At 59.9% G+C, this 20,187-nt stretch carries 17 protein-coding genes; 12 read left to right on the plus strand and 5 right to left on the minus strand.

Features of this window, described 5'->3' with window-relative positions:
• Positions 1-80 precede the first annotated feature (80 nt).
• Entirely contained in the window at positions 81-692 is a 612-nt protein-coding gene (locus BCM02_RS22880; RefSeq protein ID WP_148931716.1) for a DUF2087 domain-containing protein, read from the minus strand.
• A gap of 924 nt (positions 693-1,616) precedes the next feature.
• On the minus strand, positions 1,617-2,381 hold the full coding sequence (locus BCM02_RS22885; RefSeq protein WP_148931457.1) for a tryptophan-rich sensory protein: 765 nt from the start codon (positions 2,379-2,381) through the stop codon (positions 1,617-1,619).
• A 460-nt stretch (positions 2,382-2,841) separates the two neighbouring features.
• On the opposite strand from BCM02_RS22885, the gene BCM02_RS22890 reads away from it, so the two are divergent.
• On the plus strand, positions 2,842-3,807 hold the full coding sequence (locus tag BCM02_RS22890; RefSeq protein WP_148931458.1) for a hypothetical protein: 966 nt from the start codon (positions 2,842-2,844) through the stop codon (positions 3,805-3,807).
• Positions 3,808-3,976: 169 nt separating this feature from the next.
• Here BCM02_RS22890 and BCM02_RS22895 read toward each other — a convergent pair whose 3' ends face one another.
• Positions 3,977-4,924, minus strand: a complete 948-nt coding sequence (locus BCM02_RS22895) for a hypothetical protein (protein WP_148931459.1) — start codon at positions 4,922-4,924, stop codon at positions 3,977-3,979.
• A 622-nt stretch (positions 4,925-5,546) separates the two neighbouring features.
• Between BCM02_RS22895 and BCM02_RS22900 the strand changes: the two genes are divergently transcribed.
• From BCM02_RS22900 to BCM02_RS22925, 6 genes are all read left to right on the plus strand, one after another.
• A complete protein-coding gene (locus BCM02_RS22900; RefSeq protein WP_148931460.1) occupies positions 5,547-6,236 on the plus strand; it encodes a response regulator transcription factor in 690 nt (229 codons plus the stop codon).
• Positions 6,233-7,618, plus strand: coding sequence for a sensor histidine kinase (locus BCM02_RS22905; RefSeq protein ID WP_187434364.1), 1,386 nt, complete (start codon positions 6,233-6,235; stop codon positions 7,616-7,618). Before BCM02_RS22900 ends, BCM02_RS22905 begins: the two co-directional genes overlap by 4 nt.
• Before the next feature lie 247 nt (positions 7,619-7,865).
• Positions 7,866-8,576, plus strand: a complete 711-nt coding sequence (locus BCM02_RS22910) for a hypothetical protein (RefSeq protein ID WP_148931462.1) — start codon at positions 7,866-7,868, stop codon at positions 8,574-8,576.
• Positions 8,573-10,009 carry an efflux RND transporter periplasmic adaptor subunit gene (locus BCM02_RS22915; RefSeq protein ID WP_148931463.1) on the plus strand — a complete coding sequence of 479 codons (1,437 nt, stop codon included), beginning with the start codon at positions 8,573-8,575 and terminating at the stop codon, positions 10,007-10,009. Before BCM02_RS22910 ends, BCM02_RS22915 begins: the two co-directional genes overlap by 4 nt.
• Entirely contained in the window at positions 10,010-10,738 is a 729-nt protein-coding gene (locus tag BCM02_RS22920; RefSeq protein WP_148931464.1) for an ABC transporter ATP-binding protein, read from the plus strand.
• On the plus strand, positions 10,716-11,888 hold the full coding sequence (locus BCM02_RS22925; RefSeq protein ID WP_148931465.1) for an ABC transporter permease: 1,173 nt from the start codon (positions 10,716-10,718) through the stop codon (positions 11,886-11,888). Before BCM02_RS22920 ends, BCM02_RS22925 begins: the two co-directional genes overlap by 23 nt.
• 527 nt (positions 11,889-12,415) lie before the next feature.
• Here the strand turns inward: BCM02_RS22925 and BCM02_RS22930 are convergent.
• Positions 12,416-13,621 carry an MFS transporter gene (locus tag BCM02_RS22930; protein WP_148931466.1) on the minus strand — a complete coding sequence of 402 codons (1,206 nt, stop codon included), beginning with the start codon at positions 13,619-13,621 and terminating at the stop codon, positions 12,416-12,418.
• A gap of 184 nt (positions 13,622-13,805) precedes the next feature.
• Here BCM02_RS22930 and BCM02_RS22935 point away from each other — a divergent pair, with 184 nt between their 5' ends.
• The 4 genes from BCM02_RS22935 to BCM02_RS22950 all read left to right on the plus strand — a co-directional run bounded on the left by BCM02_RS22935 (position 13,806) and on the right by BCM02_RS22950 (position 18,078).
• Positions 13,806-14,762 carry an NAD(P)/FAD-dependent oxidoreductase gene (locus BCM02_RS22935; protein WP_148931467.1) on the plus strand — a complete coding sequence of 319 codons (957 nt, stop codon included), beginning with the start codon at positions 13,806-13,808 and terminating at the stop codon, positions 14,760-14,762.
• Between the two features lie 145 nt (positions 14,763-14,907).
• Positions 14,908-16,635, plus strand: coding sequence for an ABC transporter ATP-binding protein (locus BCM02_RS22940; RefSeq protein ID WP_148931468.1), 1,728 nt, complete (start codon positions 14,908-14,910; stop codon positions 16,633-16,635).
• 199 nt (positions 16,636-16,834) lie between these two features.
• Positions 16,835-17,608 (plus strand): hypothetical protein, encoded by a 774-nt coding sequence (locus tag BCM02_RS22945; RefSeq protein ID WP_148931469.1) that lies wholly within the window; start codon positions 16,835-16,837, stop codon positions 17,606-17,608.
• A gap of 2 nt (positions 17,609-17,610) precedes the next feature.
• On the plus strand, positions 17,611-18,078 hold the full coding sequence (locus BCM02_RS22950; RefSeq protein WP_148931470.1) for a hypothetical protein: 468 nt from the start codon (positions 17,611-17,613) through the stop codon (positions 18,076-18,078).
• A gap of 46 nt (positions 18,079-18,124) precedes the next feature.
• On the opposite strand, the gene BCM02_RS22955 is transcribed toward BCM02_RS22950, so the two are convergent.
• Positions 18,125-18,685 (minus strand): CBO0543 family protein, encoded by a 561-nt coding sequence (locus tag BCM02_RS22955; RefSeq protein WP_148931471.1) that lies wholly within the window; start codon positions 18,683-18,685, stop codon positions 18,125-18,127.
• A 213-nt stretch (positions 18,686-18,898) separates the two neighbouring features.
• On the opposite strand from BCM02_RS22955, the gene BCM02_RS22960 reads away from it, so the two are divergent.
• Positions 18,899-20,122, plus strand: coding sequence for an MFS transporter (locus BCM02_RS22960; RefSeq protein WP_148931472.1), 1,224 nt, complete (start codon positions 18,899-18,901; stop codon positions 20,120-20,122).
• Positions 20,123-20,187 lie beyond the last annotated feature (65 nt).

A 20,187-nucleotide genomic window follows, 5' to 3' on the forward strand; every position in this document is an offset into this window, starting at 1 on the left:
CAAGTCTTGGTCCGCCGCTGTTTCAAGTTCCGTCCGAGACTTGTTGATTCGAACTGTCCTGGCTTCAGTCCCCGAAAGAGCTACGATAACGTCTCCCACTTCTCCCACATTTCACGAGGGTTGCGCTCGTAAATTTCGTTGTCCCGGAACAAATACGCATGCATGATGAATTCGCGGCGGATCGTGGCGAAGTCGGGGTGGAACGCTCCGATGAAGGCATTGATCTCCTTTTCGGTATAGCTTCGTCCCGGCTCGAGCTTCTCGGCGAGAAATTGGAGGACGATGCGTTTTTTCTTCAATTGCGAAGGGATGTGCTTCAACTTTCCGTCCGCGGTGAAGAAGTTTTTGATGACGGACAACTTCAGCCGATCGTTCTTGTCATCCGTCGGTTCCTGTTCTTCCGAAGCGGGACGCGTATGTCGGTCGGCGACGAGCTGCTGCATCGCTTTCGCGTACGCATCCATGAAGTAATGGTCGAGCGTAAAATAAATCGAATTCTTGTCGCGCCGTTCTTTCACGAGACTGACGGCCCGCAGCTTGGCGGCGTGGTGCGTGACGGTGGCGGGGGAGATGCACAGCTTCTCGGCCAGCTCTTGCCCGGTCAGCTCGCCCTCGGTCAGCAGAATGATCATCCGCATGCGCGTCGGGTCTCCGAGCGCTTTGTGGTAGCTGACGATTTTATCCAACTGTATCATATACGTTCACTCCTTTTGGAGTTAGGCTATCATCTAATTAGATGAGTGTCAAATGGAAGGCGGGTTAGAGGGGGAACTCAATGGGAATAACGTCATCGCGAAGAAAAGTAAGCTTTGTCGAAGGGACAAAAGCGTGCCTCGCTCGAAAGAAACCGCCAACCTCGATCCAACGAGCCGGCACGAACAGGGGAGTCCAGAGGGCCAAGCCCTTTGGGGCCTCCTCGGCGGAGGAGGTGGGAGGAGGGACCAAGTGAAAAGGGATTTCAATTGTCCGAAGACAACTGAAACCCCTGGCTGTACTTGATCGACCTATTCAATTGCCTTTGACACGCTCCGTTCGACAACTTGCGTTGCTTAAAATGGGTGATGTTAATCCGTTCAAAGCCGATTACCGATTAAACAAAGGTTCCGTTTCTGCTGCTCGACTTGAGTTCCCGCATGTCTTATGCCGTTCACAATGTAGGAGATGACTCCTTTCCGCATAATGCAGATAACCGCTAGCGCTGGCTGGGTTACCTATACGAAACCTGCGCGCCTCAGATGGGGAGGGCGAACCGGTTAGATTCAAGACATGCTTCGCTTGCTTACTTCAATGGACTATCCCCTTTCGCTGTGGATTCCATCCGATCCGGCCGCCATCCTTGGGAGAAGCTTGTCGCCGGTGTAGCTTGTACCGGATGTTATGGTTTTATTGTAAACGCGGATTATAATTTTGTAAATATTCAGAAAATTGAATTAAATGGCATCTAGGCAAATGAACACGTGGTTTTCTCGCCTATGCTGCCGTTTTGAAGGAATTTCGCTTGATTTCGCTCATTTTGATTACCCACCTTAACGATTAAGGTTGTGATCATCGGCTCGGGGGGGAGCGCAAGCGCATGAAAAAACCGGCTCCCCGAGAAGCCGGCCCGCGTGCATTCGTCAATCTTTCACTTGCTTGAACTTGCGGATCCATAATGCGATCGCATATGCGAGAAGCAATCCAGCCGCGATCAACGCCGCCGTCGCGACGGATCCATGAGACTGCTGCTTGTAGGCGATCGCGATATAAGCCCATACGAACACGAGTACATAATAAGGATCCGTATACATGCCGCCGATTACGAATGCCAAGATCGTTCCGAGCGCCAGCACGATAACGGTCCACGCGACATCGGAGAGACCGAACCCATCCCAGCCGGATTTGTAGATCGCGACGGAAATATTGACGATCGTGGCCACGCTGATCCAGCCCAAATAAATGCTAAAAGGAAGCCGGACGAGAAGGCTCTCGCCTACAGTCGGTCGATCCGTCGAGGTATGCGTCTTCACATAGAGCGCAATAAGCGAAAGAAGCAGCGCCAGCATGACCGCCACGCTCGCATAGACGTATTCGTAGTGCCACACGAGAATCCAACCGATGTTGAACGCGCAGCTGAGGATAAACCAAGGCCCGATACGCTGCACCGTCGGCCGTTCGATGGAGCGGGAGCGCGCCTGATAGATGACGAAGCCGGCAAGCAGCGCATAGATGAGCGACCAGATCGAAAAGGCGTACCCGGCCGGCGTGACGAGCACCGGATATTTGGCGGACAATTCGCCGGTCGTCAGGCCGTTGATCGGCAGCAAATTAGCCAGCGCGTTCACGGCGACGACCGCAACCAAGCCAATCACGTTCAGCCACCGGAAAGGATGGCGCGTTTGCATGGCAAAACCCCCTCGCAATGTCGGGCGGCCAAGCTGGCCGCCCCTTGTAATGGTATATATTCACCAAAGGGGTATTTGATTAAAACCCGCTGATTGGTTTGCACGCCTGGTAGGGCGGGCAGCATTCAGCGATCTACTTGGTTTGCACGCTTAGTAGGGCGGGCAGCATGTAGCGCAGAGATTGGTTTGACCACCCGGCACGGTGGTCAGCATTCAGCGATCAACTTGGTTTGCACGCCCGACAGGGCGGGCAGCATGTAGCGCCAGGATTGGTTTGACCACCCGGCACGGTGGTCAGCATTCAGCGGTCTACTTGGTTTGCCCGCCTACTCCGCCTCCACAGCCCTCGGACGCATTTCACTTTAGGAAAAGTGTGGTAACATATGGAGGATTAACGCCGTCTATGCGTAGAGAAGCGAATTTTGCGAAATGGAATCTGAAGGCGCTAGGAGGGGAAATAATGAGAAAGGTATGGCTGCTGGCGGTACTAGCCTGCACGCTTGCGGGCTGCAGCTCGAATAACGACCAAGCGGCGCAGCCGACGCCGCAACAGAATGGGCAGGCGGATAAGGCGACCGCCGATACCGGGAATGCGGCCGCCGATACCGGGAATGCGGCCGCCGAGGAGGAGACGAACGCCGGCGCGAAAGCGGACGAAGAAGAAGCGTCAGAATCGGCGATGAACCGGGAGAAGCTGGGCAAGGGCGCGTTCGCGTTCGCGGATGAGACCGGCAAGCGACTGATCACGATTGGGGATACCGAAGCGAAGAAGGATCATTACGATTTGGCGGTAGGCAGCAACGGCGCGGTGCTCAAGGTGAAGTTCGAGAAGAAGCAAGCTTCGGACGCGGAGGATACGAGCAGACAGAGCATGTACAATTTCGACCATATCGCCGGGCATGTCTATTCGGTGGCCGAAGGCGAAGCGCAGCCGGACGACACCTACCTGATGACGACGTCGGACGTATGGCTCCCGGGCGCGGCGCTGGCGATCGATGCGGCCGGGCATGGACAGCCCGTGGACGAGAAGGTCGTACAGGCGGTCGAGGCGAAAAAGCAGCGGGGCGTCCTGCAGGGCGGGAAAATCGCGGATATCGGAGCCGATAGCGCGTTGTATCTCATTCAGTTCGAGCGGCAGGAAGACGATATGCTGGCCAGTCTCGTGCTGGCGCGCGGCAACGAGCTGTTGTTTTGCGATTTTCCCGCGACGTATGAGCCAAGCTCGACGTGGCGAGTGGATGACGGCGGCGAGATCAGCGTCGATCAGTTCGAGCTCATGTTCGCGGCGAACACGGACAAAGGGCTTGTCCTATCGGTCAACTGGCTCGGCGCGGAAGGCATCACGAGCTTCTTCATCGGCGAAGAGGGTGAAAGCGGCTTGAAGCGTTTGGATATCGGCGTTGCGCGTTACACGGCACCGTTATAGTCCATCGAGCGTCCGCATACAAAGAAGGCTCGGCAGCGATCGACTGCCGAGCCTTTATCTATATACAAGAATTTATAAGTTACACGCTTATAAATGAATGAAACGCGCTTCGTCGCAAAGACGGCGTTAGCTGTTTCACCTGGATTCGCGGCGACTGGCGGCACGCCTGCTAAGCAAGTTCGCGCCCCTCGATCCAGTTGAGCCGGCCGATCTTCATGCTCGCCAGCTGCGATTCCGCCGCGGCGTGCGCCGTCTCGGTCCGGCCGACCATGCCGCGCACGACTTGGAGCGCGCGGTGAATGACTTCAACCGCGCTCAGCAGCCGGCCGTGATCGATCCAATCCGTAATCAAACCGTCGATCCACTCGTCCGTCAACCGCAGCAGACCATCCGGATCGAGACCGAGATCCGACGTGCGCTTCACCTCGGCCAGCTCGTCGCGGTAGGCGGCTAGCAGGTGCTGCGCATGATGGGTGTGGCTTTTGGCCTCGTCGATATCGTTGTAGGGGAGAGGTTTGCTGCCGAAACCGCCGCGAACGGGAGCATCCCAGCCGCCCCAACGCTCCGCCTTCCCGAGCATCCGAGTGACGTCCTCCAGCGAAGCGACCGCCCGGCGCCCGGCGGCGCAAGTCTCTTGCAGCTCCTTGGCCAGCGCGGCCTGGGTGGCGATCGACTCGTCCATCTCGGCCAAGTCGTACGTAAAAGTGGGCGAGGTGCGCAAGAGCGCCTCTTTCTCGGCCATCAGTTCGTCGTATTCGCGCGCGGCGTTGCGGTAGTGGCTTAAGTCGACGCCGACTTGGTGCAAATCCGTCTCCGTATCGGCATGCAGCTGCCTGGCGGCTTGAAGCTGCAGCGCGGCCGCCAACGCCTGCCGACGTTCCGGCTTCAGCTGCTCCTTTTCGCTGCGCAGCAGCGTTTGGAACAGATGCGCGACCGGCAGGCGCAGCAGCTTGCCGTAGTCGGGCGATTCGGCTTCGAGCGTCATTTCGTGCCGCATGATGAGCCGCTCCTGCTCCCGGAGCCGCTTCTGGAGCTCCTCTTTGCGACGCTGCGCCTTCTGCAGCCGAAAGACGCGTTCCTTCGCGCCGATCAACCGTTGATGCACGGAATCCGACATGATGATCCCTCCCACACTGGACTTGAATGAAGTTTTCCGAATTTCCGATCCATGTTTGTTTCTCCGGGCTTCGCAAAACCCGCATACATATAGTTTCCGCACGAGAATGCCGCTTTCCTTCTACCTGATGGCAAAATAGGAAGCATCTCCCGGTTACGGATTTCGGCACACGGGACTTGCCGCCTATTCTGCAGCGTCCGGCTGCATTCCGGCTCTCTTCATCTTTCGCTTGGGGCGGCGGAGAAGCTTAAGCGGGCGTACCTTTCGTAAGGAAAAGAATTAAGGCTAGAAAGCTTCGGGGCGAGTACGAAGCGCGGATGTTGTTCAACCGGAAATGGGAGTGCATTCTAAATACCGTTGTTGGAATGCCGCGCTTCTGTCATCGCGAAATCCTGCCGCCAATTTCGAACGAAAAATGCGCTGCGATGCTCACGAGCGCCTGATGCGGGGCGAGAAACCGGGCATCGTGCCGAAACGCGCCATTGCCGCTGCGGAGAGCGCGGAACGAATTTGTCATTTCGGGCATTATTTCCCCGGAAATAGACAGCGTTCGTTCATTTTATCTTCATCTTCGCGTGATACGATGGTGGCAATTCTATTTTCGACTCGAAGGGGACGGGGCATGAGACCGATCAAATTGCTCACAATCGACGACGACGAGCATGTATGCGAGCTGATCCGGCTGTACGCGGAGCTCGAGGGATATGAGGTATATGCGGCGCATGACGGCGCGGGCGGCCTGGAGCTCGTCTATGACGAGTCGCCCGACATGATCGTGCTCGACATCATGATGCCCGAGATGGACGGATGGGCGGCTTGCGAGCAAATTCGCAAAGAGTTCGCCACGCCGGTCATCATGCTTTCGGGCAAAGGCGAAAGCTACGACAAATTGCGGGGGTTCGAGCTGGGCGTCGACGATTATATCGTGAAGCCGTTCGACCCGAAGGAGCTGATGGCCCGCATTCGCGCGGTGCTGCGCCGGACGAACCCGTCGCTGTACCATGAGGAGATCGTCAAGCTGGACGAGCTGTTATTCGACATGCGCCATTTGCAGCTGACGGTGAACGGAGAGAACGCGATGTTCGCGCCGAAGGAGATCGAGCTGCTTTATTTTCTGGCGTCGAACCGCAACCGCGTCTTTACCCGACAGCAGCTGCTCGACCAGGTGTGGGGCTTCGATTACGACGGCGATCCGCGGACGGTGGACGTGCACGTGAAGCGAATCCGCGAGAAGCTGCGCCAATTCGGCATCGAATGCAAGGTCGAGACGATTCGGGGCATCGGCTACAAATACGGGGAGGGCGGCGGATGAAGATGAGGACGATTTTCGCCAAAATGTTTCTCAGCTTCCTGCTCATCACGTTCATCTCGTTCGGGTTGTCGAGCCTGTTGTCGGCGACGATCTTCAAAAGCAACCTGCGGAGTTTCATTCGCGCCGGGTCGGAGCAGATGCAAGACCGCGTCATCGAACGGATCAAATACGGCTACTCCAAAGGATGGGATCAAGAGACGCTTGTCGAATCGTTGCAGTGGGGCATGGGCGGGCCAGAACGGACGTATCAGCTGTACGGCGCCGACGGTCGGCTGCTGTATACGCTCGGTAATCACGGCAAAGCCATCCCGCTCGAAACCGAGATCGTTAGCGATGCGCTGGGCGGGAAACGAGTATCGGAGGAGACGTATTCCGACCAGACGCGCGTGCTGCTCACGGCCAAGGCGATTCCGGGAGCGACGAACATGGAGGAGAAAGCGATCGTAAGTCTCTCCTTCGAGTTCGAGCGCGACGTGAATCGGTTCGTGCAGCCGTATTTGCTCAGCATGCTGGTGACGATTCCGCTCGCGGTGGCGATCTACTTCGTGCTCGGCCGCAGGCTCGCAAGGCCCCTGCGCGAGATGAGCCAGACGGCGCTGCAATACGCCAAAGGCGACTTCTCCCGCAAGGTCGAGGTGCGGACGGAGGACGAGATCGGCCAGCTCGGGCAAGCGATCAACTACATGGCCGAGGAGTTGGGGTCGCTCGAGAACCAACGGCGGGAGTTTCTGGCCAACGTGTCGCATGATTTGCGCGCGCCGCTGACGTCGATCAACGGGTTCCTGACCGCGCTTACCGACGGGGCGATTCCGCCCGAGAAGCAGCGGCGCTACCTGGAGCTGATGAAGGAATCGTCGGACCGGATGATGAAGCTGGTCGGCGATCTGCTCGACATGGCGCGGATCGAGGCCGGACAATTCCGGCTGGAGAAGATCCGCTTCAATCTGTCGGAGCAGACGCGCAAGACGATCGCGCGCATGGAGCCGCTGTTCGCGCAGCATCGCGTGAGCGTCGGTCTCGACGGTCCGGCGGAGGATCTGTTCGTGATCGCGGATCCCGACCGGATCGACCAAGTGGTGGCCAATTTGCTGCAGAACGCGATCCTCTACTCGCCGGCGGCCAGCCGGGTGGACGTGTCGCTGCGGGAGGAGGATGGACTCGCGCGCATCATCGTCCGCGATTACGGCATCGGCATTGCGCCCGAGGAACTGACGCGGATTTGGGAGCGGTTCTACAAAGGCGACAAATCGCGCAGCCGCAAGGTGGGGACGGGCATTGGCCTGTCGATCGTCAAACATATTCTGGATCTTCACGGCGCTCAGATCGAGGTGGAGAGCGAAGTCGGGCAAGGCACGACGTTCGCGATTACGATCCGCGCCTGATGTCGAAGCAGGAAGCCGTCCCGCCGGGACAATGTCATTAAGCGAAGTCTAATCTTAATGACATTGCCCGCTGGGATGGCTTTTTTGGCATGCGCGCGCCTAGCCCGCTCGCCGCCGACAAGGCTGATGGACGCCTACTCGCACCGCTGTTCGGCATCCTCCGGCGCGGCGCGCATGTTCACCGATCGTTCATATTGCCCTGCTATGCTAAGAAACAGAATTCAGAGCGAGAGGTGGACATGCGCTAGTGGCGATACGAATGAAATGGACAAGCGTCGGGGCGGCGTTCGCGCTGACCGCCCTGCTAGCGGGCTGCGGTAGCGGAGACGGCCAGGGGGCCGCGACGAATACGGTGACCGAAGCCGGCGCGTCCGCGCAGTCGGCGAACGGAGCGGAGGGCGTGGGCATGCCGGAGCGGGCCGGCGATCTGATGGGCAAAATCGTCAGCGTAACGGCCGATTCGGTCGTGATTCAGAAGTCGAACGTGCAGCCTTCGGATATGCCGGGCGGCGACATGGGCGAGGGACGGCGGCCGAACGGGCAGGCACCGGAAGGTTCGGCTCCGCAAGCGGGCGGAGGATCGGGAGATGCGCTTCCCGCGCAAGACGGGAATCCCGGAGCCGATGCTCCGGCCGGAGACGGCGCGCAAGGCCAGCAAGGCGGCCCGGGCGGCGAACCGCCGGCGGACGGACAAGGCCAACGGCCGCAGGGCGGGCGCGGCGGGTTCGGCCAGATGGAATTTACGGACGAGCAGGTAACGGTAACATTGAACTCGGAGACTGCGATTTCCGCGATGAGTTTCGGGCAAGACGGCATGTCGAATACGCCGATGGAGGCTTCGGCGCTTAAGGCGGGCGATATCGTGACCGTATGGCTCAATCCGGACCAAACGACGGCGCAATCGCTGCAAGTCCGGTCGATGCCGGCCAATAATGGAGAGGCGGGAGAACAGCAATGAGAAAGTGGTGGCTGCTAGGCATCGGCGTCGTCCTGGTGGGCGGAGCGGTAACGGCCTATTTTGTCATGAATAAAGAAGAGCAGGTCGTGGCGGCGTCGGTGGCGACGACAAAGGTGTTCAAAGGCTCGATCGAAGTGACCGTATCGGGATCGGGCAGCATCTCGCTGGCGAACCGGGAGACGGTGAAGGCCGGCAAGTCCGGTACCGTTACCGAGGTTAAGGTGAAAGAAGGCGACACCGTCAAAGCCGGCGACGTGCTGGTCGTGCTGGCCGGCGAGGACAATGCCGATTCCATCAAGTCGAAGGAAGTCGACCTCGAGAAGAAGCTGATGGAGCTGACCAATCTGCAGGAGAGCTACAAGACGGCGGCGGATGAAGGCGCGCAGAAGAAAATCGATCTCCAGATGAAGCAGCAGAAGATGGACATCGAGCTCGCCCGCTCGACGATCGCCGAGCTGAAGGAGAAGAGCGCGTCGTCGACGATTACGGCGCCGATCGGCGGCACGGTCGCGACGATGAACGTGTCGGTGGACGACGAGTTGAACAATACGGCGGACATTGGCGAGATTGTCGATTACGACAACATGGAGCTGGTCGTCTCTGTCGACGAGCTGGATATTCCGCAGGTGGAGCTGGGACAGACCGCCGCGGTAGCGGTCGAGGCGCTGGAGGACGAGACCTTCACGGGTAAGGTAACGGATATTGCCAAAGAAGGCACGAGCAGCAACGGCGTTGCTTCGTTCGATGTCACCATCACGGTCGACAAAGGCGAGAGCAAGACCATTAAAGCGGGCATGTCGGCGGAAGCGAGCATTACGATCGACAAGAAAGACGACGCGCTGCTGCTCCCGATCGACGCCGTTCAATCGATGGGCGACCGATATATGGTCGTGCTACCGACGGCCGAGCAGACGGCGGCCGCGGATGCGGCTACGGCCGGACGCCGCCAGTGGGCGGGCCAAGCAGGCGGTCAAGGCGGAGAAGGGGGCGGCCAAGGCGGCACGGCGGGCGAAGCGCCAGCAGGCGGTCAAGGCGGCGCGACGGGCGAAACACCAGCAGGCGGTCAAGGCGGCGCGGCAGGCGGAACGCAGACGGGCCAGACAGGCAACGGGGGCCGAGGCGCCCAGCAAGGCGGTCGCGGCAACATGCAATTCATCGAAGTCGGTCTGCATAACGAAGACTATATCGAGATCGTATCCGGCTTAAGCGAAGGCGACGCGGTTGTCGTGCCGACCATGGTGACGAGCGCGTCTTCTAACCAGCAGCAAATGCAAGGCGGCATGGGGATGGGCATCATGGGCGGCATGACGGGCGGCTTCCCTAGCGGTGGCGGCGGTTTCCAAGGCGGAGCCGGCGGAGGCTTCCAACGTCCTTCTGGCGGTACAGGCGGAACTGGCGCTACGGGCGGCGGAGGCGGAGGAGGTCGGGACTAGATGGAAGCGGAGCAGAACGGGAACCAACCGCTCATTCGGATCGAACAGCTGAATAAGCAGTACAAAATGGGCGGCGAGATCGTCCACGCGCTCAGTGGTATTTCGCTGGAAATCGCGCATGGCGACATGCTCGCGATCATCGGGCCGTCGGGCTCGGGCAAATCGACGCTGATGAACGTCATCGGATGTCTCGACGGCCCGACCTCCGGCAGCTACTGGATGGACGGGGAAGAGGTTAGCCGGCTCCGGGAGAACCGGCTGGCCGAGATTCGCAATCGCAAGATCGGGTTTATCTTTCAAAATTTTAACCTGCTTAACAAACTGACCGCGCTCGAGAATGTCGAACTGCCGCTGATCTACCGGGGCGTGCCGGCGAAGCAACGGAAGGATGCGGCGATGGAGGCGCTGGCGAAAGTCGGTCTCGATTCGCGCAGCAAGCACCGGCCGAACGAGTTGTCCGGCGGCCAGCAGCAGCGGGTCGCCATCGCGCGGGCGCTGGCGGGCAATCCGCCGATTTTGCTCGCCGACGAACCGACGGGGGCGCTCGACACGAAGACGGGCGTCGAGGTGATGGGGCTGATCAAAGAACTGAACGCAGCGGGACATACGATTATTTTGATCACGCACGATTTGTCGATCGCCCAGCAAGCAGGGCGCGTCGTCCGCATCTCGGATGGGCGGATCAGCGAGGAAGGCGGTGGCGCGGGTGCATATCGGGCAAGCGTTTAGAATGGCCGCCAAGAGCATTCTTGGCAACAAGATGCGCGCGCTCCTGACGATGCTCGGCATCATCATCGGGGTGACGGCGGTCATTTCGCTCGTGTCGCTCGGGCAAGGGGCGACGAAGTCCGTCACGGATTCCGTCGCCGCGCTGGGCAGGAACTCGTTGACGGTCAACATCAGCGGGCGAGGCAGCACGACGACGATCGACTATAAGGAAGCGTCGGAATTCGCCGAGCTTGAAGGCGTGGAGGACTCCGCGCCGGCGAACCGCCAGAACGGCACGGTCAAATTCGGCACGACCAGCGTGAGCGTCAGCGTGCTCGGCGTGACGCCGGATTACACGAGCGCGCAGGATTATCAGCTGTCGGCGGGGCGTTTCGTCTCCCAGATCGACCTGGACTTCTATCAGCGCATCGCGGTTCTCGGCTCGAGCACGGCGGAGGAGTTGTTCGGCACCGAGAACGCGGTCGGCCAGCGGATACTCATCAACGGCATTCGGTATAAGGTCGTCGGGCTGCTCGCGTCGAAGGGTTCCTCGCTCAGCGGGTCGAACGACGACATCGTCATGATTCCGATTACGAACTCGGAGCGGCTGTTCAAGTCGAAGGGCGTCAGCACGGTCTATATCAAGGTCGAAGACGGCGCGGATATGGATGTAGTGACGCTGGAGCTTCAGAACGCGCTCTACAAAAAATTCCGCGGCAACGAGGACGCGTACAACGTGTTCAACCAGGCGGACGTGCTCGAGACGTTCAGCAGCATATCGGATACGCTGTCGATCGCGCTGGGCGGCATCGCGGGCATCTCGCTGCTCGTCGGCGGGATCGGCATCATGAACATCATGCTCGTATCGGTGACGGAGCGGACGCGCGAGATCGGCATTCGGAAGGCGATCGGCGCGAAGAAGAAGGATATCATGATCCAGTTTCTGATCGAATCGGTCGCGCTCAGCGGGTTGGGCGGGTTGCTCGGCGTCGGCTTCGGCGTCGGCATCGCGCTCATCGTCTCGAAGACGACGACGCTCGGCGTGGAGTTATCGTATCCGATCATGGGCTTGGCGTTCGGTTTCTCCGTCTTCATCGGCATCGTCTTCGGCATGTTCCCGGCCAACAAGGCCTCGAACTTGAAGCCGATCGACGCGCTGCGGTTCGAGTAGCGGCGGAGCGAGCATGGATTTTCAGCGACGTAGATATTGAACGACGTAGATATTGAATGACGCAGATATTGGATGGTATAGATATTCAATGATATAGGCAACGAATTGCACCCTGATTGCGTGATCAGGGTGTTTTTGTGTCGCCGTAATTGGGCTGTAGAAGGAGAGACTTGGAAGGCGAGCTGAATCTAGTGGGCTGTGCGCGACTATTGGAGAAGGTTCAATGGGTCTGGAGTTCAATAGTGGGCTGTGCGCGACTACTGGAGAAGGTTCGACGGGTCAGGAGTTCAATAGTGGGCTAGGTGCGACTACTGGAGATAGTGTGACGGTTCAGGGGCTCAATAGCGGGTGTGCACGACTATACGCATGGTTGCGGCTGCGAGGAGCAATTGCGGGTTGCGGCGCGGACGCCCAACGGACAGTCGCGGCACGAGCAATAGCCCCTAACGTTCGACCCGACGGGGACGTAACGATTAAGGGCTGCCGCGCGATGCTATACGCGCCTGCCGGGCTCGCGCCTACCGAGCCTACTGCGCTTCCGCCGCCACGGCGACGGTCTGGCGGGCGCGCTGGCGCTTCAGCACGATGGCGGCGCAGATGAGCAGGACGCCGTTGAGGATGAACACCCAGCGGATTGGGATGGAACGCCCGAGCACGCCGCCGATCATCGGGCCGAGCATGGTGCCGATCTGGTTGGCGGATTGGCCGAGGCTGAAGGCGCGGCCGCGGAACTGCGGCTCGGTCACCTTGACGATCGTGGCGTTCAGCGACGGATAGACGCCGGCGAAGAACAAGCCGTACACGAAGCGCAGCACGCCGAACTGGGCGTAATGCGTGACGAAGAACTGCAGCATGTTGCCGATGCCGCCGCCAAGCAAACCGATGTAGAGCACCTTCTGGTATCCGATCCGGCTGCCGATCTTGCCCCATTGCGGCGCGGCGATGAGCGTCGCGATGCCTACGGCCGAGAATACGATGCCGGAGGTGAGCGAAGCATCGCCCTGACCGACGCCGAGCTGCAGCATGTACACGGTGAGCAGCGGCTCGAGAATCATGACCGAGAACGTCGTGATGGCCAGCAGCGCGAGCGTGCTCATGAACAGACTGTTCTCCATGGCATGCCGCATGTCGCCGCGAATGCTCGAGCGCGCGGCGGAGCGGTTGAACGTCTGCTCCTTGGCGAAGAAGGTGGCGATGAGGGCCGCGACCAGCACGACGGCGCCCGAGATCAAGAACGATTCGCGGTTGCCCAAGTAGTGGCTGGCGACGCCGCCGACGAGCGGCCCGAGAATCCCTCCGGTCGCGCCGGCCGTCGCCATGATGCCGAGCGCGTAGCCGGTCTTGTTCTCCGGGGTGTTCGTGCCGATGAGCGCGATCGCGGCGGGAACATAGCCGGCCAGCAGCCCTTGGAAAATCCGCAGGATGAGAAACAGATACGGGTCGTGGATGAAATACGTTAGCACGTACAGTACCGCGAGCGAGTAGCCGGAACGGATGAGCATCGGCTTGCGCCCGTATTTGTCCGCGAGCGACCCCCAATAAGGCGCGATCAAGGCGCTGGCGAGAAAGGTAATGCCGAACGCGAAGCCGGACCAAAGCTCCAGATTCCGCTCGATGCCGAGGTCGTGATGCAGAAACAGCGGGATAAACGGGATGGAAATCGAATAAGCCGTACTGCAAAAGAACACGCCGGTCCATAACACGATCAGGTTGCGTTTCCACGAATATTCCATGCAGTCATCTCCTTATGTCCATCATACACCTTGAATGCAACCGGGAATAAAGGGGTTCTCTTCCGATTAGCGCCGTAAAATCCGGCGGATGCTCGTTTAAGCTGGGTCTGCTGCGGGATAATGATGCTTATGGAATCTTGCGCCGTTGTCGATTGGATGAACTGGAAACGAAAGGATGATTCGCATGACTTATGATTGCATTATCGTCGGCGGCGGATTGGCCGGTCTTCAAGCGGCGATCCAGCTGGGACGTTACAACCGCAGCACGCTCGTCGTGGATGCGGGCGACGGCAGGTCTACGCTGTGCAGACGGTACAACAATATTTTGGGCTGGTCGGAGGGCGTCAGCGGGAGAATGCTGCGGGAAGCGGGGAAGGAGCAGGCGCTGGCGCACGGCGTCCGGTTTCTAGAAGGAAAGGCGATCGGCGCGGAGACAACGGCAGTTGGTTTCGTCATTACGACGGCGAACGGGGATCGCGCCGCCGGCAGGCGGCTGTTGCTGGCGACGGGCGTCGTCGACCGGCTCCCCGAGCTGCCGGGGCTTGCGGCATGCTTGGGCACCAGCATCTACGTGTGCCCCGATTGCGACGGGTACGAAGCGACCGGCCAGCCGTCGCTCATTCTCGGCGCCGGCGATGCGGGGGCGCATATGGCGCTGACGGTCCGGTATTGGACGGACAAGCTAACGTACGTGAACCATGAACGGGCGCCGGTAGGCCCCGCGCTGCGCGAACGGATGGAAGAGCAGGGCATCCTCTACATCGAGGAGCCTATCGCGCGCGTCGAGATGGACGAAGGAAATGACGCGGCCATGACGGGAATCACGCTGCAGGACGGACGGCGGTTGCGAGCGGCGACCGGGTTCGCGGCTTTCGGGGGCAACGAGGTGCGGGCCGAGTTGGCCGAGCAGCTGGGCGTCCAGTTGTTCAAGAACCGGCATATTCTTGTCGACGCCCGGACGAAAATGACGAGCGTGCCCGGCGTCTGGGCCGCAGGCGATATCGTCGCCCATTCGGAGCAAACGGTCATCGCGATGGGCGACGGTTCGCAGGCCGCGATCTGGATGCACAAGACGCTTCTGCACGAAGAGCTGCTGGAGCGGATCCCGAAGCCGGAGCCGTTCGTCGACCTTCGCGCCTAAGGATATGAACCGGCTAAGAGGCTTCCATCCCTTCAGGGGAAGGAAGCCTCTTGCACGAGAATTCCGTTGCGGCGGATGCCGAAAGGTGCTAGGGTTGAAACCAACGACATTTTACAAATATAGAGAGAATCAGGAGGGCTTGACCGTGCTTCGGCGTTTTGCATCTTACTATTTGCCGTACAAGAAACTATTCCTGCTCGACTTCGGCTGCGCCGTCGTGGCCGCGCTGCTGGAGCTCGCTTACCCGCTCGCGGTGCAGTGGATGGTCGACGATCTGCTGCCGAAAGGCGACTGGTCGATGATCGCCGCGGCCGGCGCCGCGCTGCTGCTCGTGTATCTGATGAGCATGGGGCTGCAATTCATCGTCAACTACTGGGGGCACAAGCTGGGCATCAATATCGAGACGGACATGCGCCAGCAGCTGTTCAATCACGTGCAGAAGCTGTCGTTCCGCTTCTTCGACAACAACAAGACGGGCACGATCATGTCGCGGATGACGAACGACCTGTTCGAGATCGGCGAGATGTCCCACCACGGTCCGGAGGATGCGTTCATCGCGCTGATGACGTTCGCCGGCGCCTTCTCGATCATGCTGACGGTCAACTGGCAGCTGGCGCTCATCACGTTCATCGTGGTGCCGTTCCTCATCTGGATCATCGTGTACTTCAACCGGAAGCTGGACCGCGCCGCGACGAATATGTTCGAGCGGATCGCCGAGGTGAACAGCCGCGTCGAAGACAGCGTCTCGGGCATCCGCGTCGTCCAGTCGTTCACGAACGAGCCGCACGAGCAGGAGCAATTCCGCGTCAACAACCAGCTGTTCCGCGCGGCGAAGCTGCGCTCCTACTTGGCCATCTCCTTCAGTTCGTCGGGCATCTACATGATGACGAAGCTGATCTCGCTGATCGTGCTCGTCTGCGGCGCCTGGTTCGCGCACGAAGGGAAGCTGACCAGCGGGGAGTTGGTCGCCTTCTTGCTGTACGTCAACATTTTCTTGAAGCCGATCGACAAGATCAACGCCTTGATGGAGTCGTACCCGAAAGGGATGGCCGGCTTCAAACGGTTCCTTCAGCTGCTCGACACCGAGCCGGACGTGAAGGACGCCCCGAACGCCGTGCCCGTCAACGGGCTGCGCGGCGATATCGAATTCCGCAACGTGACCTTCAGCTACGAAGGCCATGCCGATGTGCTGAGCGGCATAAATTTGAACATTCGCGCAGGCGAGACGGTGGCGCTCGTCGGGCCGTCCGGCGCGGGCAAATCGACGCTGTGCAGCTTGATCCCGCGTTTCTATGAGGTGGATGGCGGAGACATCGCGATCGACGGCATCCGCATTCGCGACATGCAGCTGCGGTCGCTGCGGGCTCACATCGGGATCGTCCAGCAGGACGTGTTCCTGTTCGCCGGGACGATTCGCGAGAACATCGCATACGGCCGCTTGGGCGCCAGCGAAGAAGATATCCGCGACGCGGCGCGCCGGGCCCACCTGCTCGAGATGATCGAGGGATTGCCGGAAGGGATGGACACGGTCATCGGCGAGCGGGGGCTGAAGCTATCCGGCGGGCAGCGCCAGCGGCTGGCAATCGCGCGCATGTTCTTGAAGAACCCGCCGATCCTCATTCTCGACGAAGCGACGTCCGCGCTGGACACCGAGACCGAGACGATCATTCAGCAAGCGCTGACGGAGCTGGCGCATAACCGCACGACGCTCGTCATTGCCCACCGGCTGGCGACGATCCGCCATGCGGACCGCATTCTCGTCGTGAACGAGAACGGCATCGCCGAGAGCGGCAAGCACGAGGAGCTGTTGGCGAAGGACGGCGCTTACGCAAGGCTTCACCGCGCGCAGTTCGGTCAGGCCGTGACGGTATAAGAGGGTAGTTCGGCACGCAAGACGCATCATAACAGACCTGCACCGGCTGCCTGGCCGGGGCGGGTCTGTTTGGCGTTAACGCCGTCGAAATTCGCAGGGCGCGATTCATCGCCGTCCTGCATGCGAATTATCAAATATTGACATACTACCCATAACCAATGAACCTGTTCTTACCAAGCGTAGAAGGAATGATCTCGACTTGACCCGGACTACTGCCATTCGCCGGCCGCAGACGTTTATTACCGCCAACGGGATCACGATGCTTACCCGCCATAACCCCTACGTTATTTTGTGGTGGTCGGCGTCTTTTCCCGGCTTCGGTCACTTTGTGTTGAATATGTATCTGCGCGGCACGCTGCTATCCGTCGGCGAAGTCATTACCAATACGCTCGCCCATGTGAACGAGGCGATGGTGCTATCGTTCTGCGGACAGTTCGAACAGGCCAAGGCGGTCATCGATCCGACCTGGACGTACGGATATTTGATGATTTATTTCTGGGCCATGTACGACAGCTACCGCAGCGCCTCCGAGGTGAACAAGCTGACGCGCCTGGCGGAGCTCGAGAACGCGCCGATCCGGCCTTTCCATATCAGCCGGTGGTGCCTGCAATACATCGAGATCAAAAAACCGCGCGTGGCCGCGATTTGTTCGTTGATCTTCCCTGGATTGGGCCAGCTCTACAACCATCGGCTCGACCTGGGATTCTGGGGCATGATGTGGTGGTGGATATATATCGGGAAGTCGCATCTGTACGACGGGGTGCTCGCGCTTATTAACGGCAATCTGCGATATTCGACGGCAGTGCTAAATCCGCATTGGCTGTTATTTATGCCATCCGTGCTGGGCGGCGCCATCTACCATGCCCACCTGCAGGCCGGGGACCATAATCGGCTGTTCAGGCTGGAGCAGCGACAGTATATGACGAATCGATATCAGGAGGCCGATATCGAGCGAATATGGAAGGGGGAGTGAGCATGCTGGTGGTCGGCTCATTTCAAATTGCGACCGAGCTGGAACAGGTGCTTGCTCTGCTGGAGAATACGGGGATCGGGCGGGACCGGATCATGGCCGTGCCGATGGATATCGACGAGACGAACGACGCCTTGGAGCCGATACAATCCCGGGACCGGAAGGCGGGCGGCTTCGAGACGGGCATGGCCTGCGCGACCGCGTTGTCCGTCATCGGGACGAGCCGCGGCTTCATATGGCCTTGGGGACCGATCATTTGCGGCATCATATCCGCGATAATCGGCTTCGGCTTGGGCCTGCTCCTGCACGCAATCATCTCGCAGGCGAGAGGCGGCCGTCCGAGGAAGCCGGCAAGATTGCCGGAAGTGACGGTGCTGATCCGCTGTCAGCCGGACAGCGTGGAGGCGGTCAGAAGGTTGTTATGGCAGCATCAAGCGATCAGCGTAGGGGTCGTGCGTCGGCAGGATACATGAACGATCCCGCCGATCCGGCAAGACGGGCGTCCGACGCGCAGCGAACCTAGCCGCGACCGGCCAATTGATTGCCGCCGCGTCTGGCCGCATAATCGGTGAACGCTTTGAGCCCGCAAGCTAGCGCAATGTAACAAGGGAAGGAATAATAGTGTTCCCACGCGTAAGCATTATAGATGTTCAGCCAGATCAGCAGCGGTTCCAGGACGAAAGCGAACACGGCCGCGGCGCAGGTCGAAGCGGCGGCGAAGCCACTCCAAGATCGGAAATATTGATAAAGCAAGCTGAGTATGATGCCCAGCCCCAAATCCGCGCTGAACAACCTGGCTCCCCACGGCAGCACCATATATGGGTAATCCCAGAGCAGTAATTCGGCGCCGACCACGTCCAGCGTAACCGCGATCAGCAGCGTGATCAGCGCGTATAGCAGCAGCAACGGCTTCTCGTTCTTGCGCGCAAGTTTGAGCCAAACCCCGATCATGACGAGGGAGGCGGTGAGCAGCAGCCACCACCTCCAGGAGAAAACAACCTCCTGCTGCCAATACTGCCAGCGCAGATCGCTAAGCGTCTCCTGCGCGTCATAGATATCCGTCATCTTCGCGTCATCCACGGCTGGCCCCCCCACATTTCCGTATCCCTATTTGCCGATATCATTCCCTGGCGACGGTCCGACTAGCCGAAAATTCGCCAAAACCGCAAACGGCCGGCCGTTTTCCGTAACATGGATTGTCACCCTGCCCGGAGTGTGTTATCGTTGCTGGTATATTTTAGGGGTGCCTTCATGAGCGGCGATGCATGGAGGCGGGAAGGTGGCTGCCGTAATATGAATACGTCTTTATCTGCTGCAAAAGGAAACGCCATTCAGACCGGCATGGTTTACTCGGTGCTGCTGGCGATCAGTTCGGTGCATATGCTGAACGACACGATGCAGGCGGTCGTCACGGCGATGTTCCCGGTCGTGCGGGAGTCGCTGCATTTGACGCTCGGCCAGATCGGGTGGATCACGTTCGCGCTCAACATGACCTCTTCGATCATGCAGCCGGTCGTCGGATTGATCTCCGACAAACGTCCGGCGCCCTGGATGCTGCCGGCGGGCATGGGGCTCAGCCTGGCGGGAATCGCGGGCCTTAGTATCGCGCCATCATTCTTGACGCTTATGCTCGCGGTCGTATTCATCGGCCTTGGATCGGCGATTTTCCACCCGGAAGGGTCGCGCGTCGTCTATTTCGCGGCCGGCGGCCGGCGCGGCTTCGCGCAGTCGATCTATCAGGTCGGCGGCAACGCGGGCAGCGCGCTCGCGCCGCTCATGACGATCTTTATATTCGAGCCGCTCGGCCAGCCCGGCGCCATCTGGGGGACGCTGCTGGCGATTGCCGCCGTCCTCATTCTGCTGCGGGTCGTGCCTTGGTACCGGCAGCAGCTCGCGGCGAACGGCAAGCCGGTCAAGAAGAAGGCGGCCGCGGCAGCCAGCGCCGAGACGAAGCCGCTCACGAGGAACATGATCGTGTTCGCCATGACGGTGCTTGTCCTGCTCGTCTTCGCGCGTTCGTGGTACTTCTCGAGCCTCGGCACGTTCTATCAGATTTACTTGCACGACTTCAAGGGCATGTCGGTCAAAGCGGCGCAGCTGCCGATCTTCCTGTTCATGGCGGCCGGCGTGCTCGGCACGTTCTTCGGCGGCATGCTGGCCGACCGGTTCGGACGCAAGCGGATGATCCTGTTCTCCATCGCGGGGGCGGCGCCGTTCGCTCTCGCACTGCCGCACTTGCCGCTTGCGCTCGTGTATCCGATTATATTCATCCTCGGCTTCGTGCTGCTCTCCGGCTTCTCGGTCAGCGTCGTCTACGCGCAGGAGCTGGTGCCCGGCAAGGTGGGGATGGTGTCGGGTCTTATTACGGGACTTGCGTTCGGCATGGGCGCGCTCGGCGCGGTCGCGATCGGCAATGCCGGCGATCATTGGGGGCTGGACCGCGTGCTCGTCTGGGCTAGCTTCCTGCCGCTCGCCGGAGTGCTTGCGGTGCTGCTGCCCGCGGATCGCCGCGACTAGATCGCGACGTCGGCAAGAGTTGCCCGCGGGAGACTAGACGACGCGAGTCGCGCTGGGGCCGGGCG

It is taken from the genome of Paenibacillus methanolicus, from assembly GCF_008124765.1.
Lineage (GTDB): Bacteria > Bacillota > Bacilli > Paenibacillales > Paenibacillaceae > Paenibacillus_Z > Paenibacillus_Z methanolicus.

Bases quoted from the DNA above. Each gene is read 5' to 3' on its own strand.
- BCM02_RS22900 (WP_148931460.1), top strand. From the start codon at position 5,547: ATGAGACCGATCAAATTGCTCACAATCGACGACGACGAGCATGTATGC.
- BCM02_RS22915 (WP_148931463.1), top strand. From the start codon at position 8,573: ATGAGAAAGTGGTGGCTGCTAGGCATCGGCGTCGTCCTGGTGGGCGGA.
- BCM02_RS22890 (WP_148931458.1), top strand. From the start codon at position 2,842: ATGAGAAAGGTATGGCTGCTGGCGGTACTAGCCTGCACGCTTGCGGGC.
- BCM02_RS22920 (WP_148931464.1), top strand. From the start codon at position 10,010: ATGGAAGCGGAGCAGAACGGGAACCAACCGCTCATTCGGATCGAACAG.
- BCM02_RS22960 (WP_148931472.1), top strand. From the start codon at position 18,899: ATGAATACGTCTTTATCTGCTGCAAAAGGAAACGCCATTCAGACCGGC.
- BCM02_RS22935 (WP_148931467.1), top strand. From the start codon at position 13,806: ATGACTTATGATTGCATTATCGTCGGCGGCGGATTGGCCGGTCTTCAA.
- BCM02_RS22885 (WP_148931457.1), bottom strand. From the start codon at position 2,381: ATGCAAACGCGCCATCCTTTCCGGTGGCTGAACGTGATTGGCTTGGTT.
- BCM02_RS22905 (WP_187434364.1), top strand. From the start codon at position 6,233: ATGAAGATGAGGACGATTTTCGCCAAAATGTTTCTCAGCTTCCTGCTC.
- BCM02_RS22895 (WP_148931459.1), bottom strand. From the start codon at position 4,924: ATGTCGGATTCCGTGCATCAACGGTTGATCGGCGCGAAGGAACGCGTC.
- BCM02_RS22950 (WP_148931470.1), top strand. From the start codon at position 17,611: ATGCTGGTGGTCGGCTCATTTCAAATTGCGACCGAGCTGGAACAGGTG.
- BCM02_RS22930 (WP_148931466.1), bottom strand. From the start codon at position 13,621: ATGGAATATTCGTGGAAACGCAACCTGATCGTGTTATGGACCGGCGTG.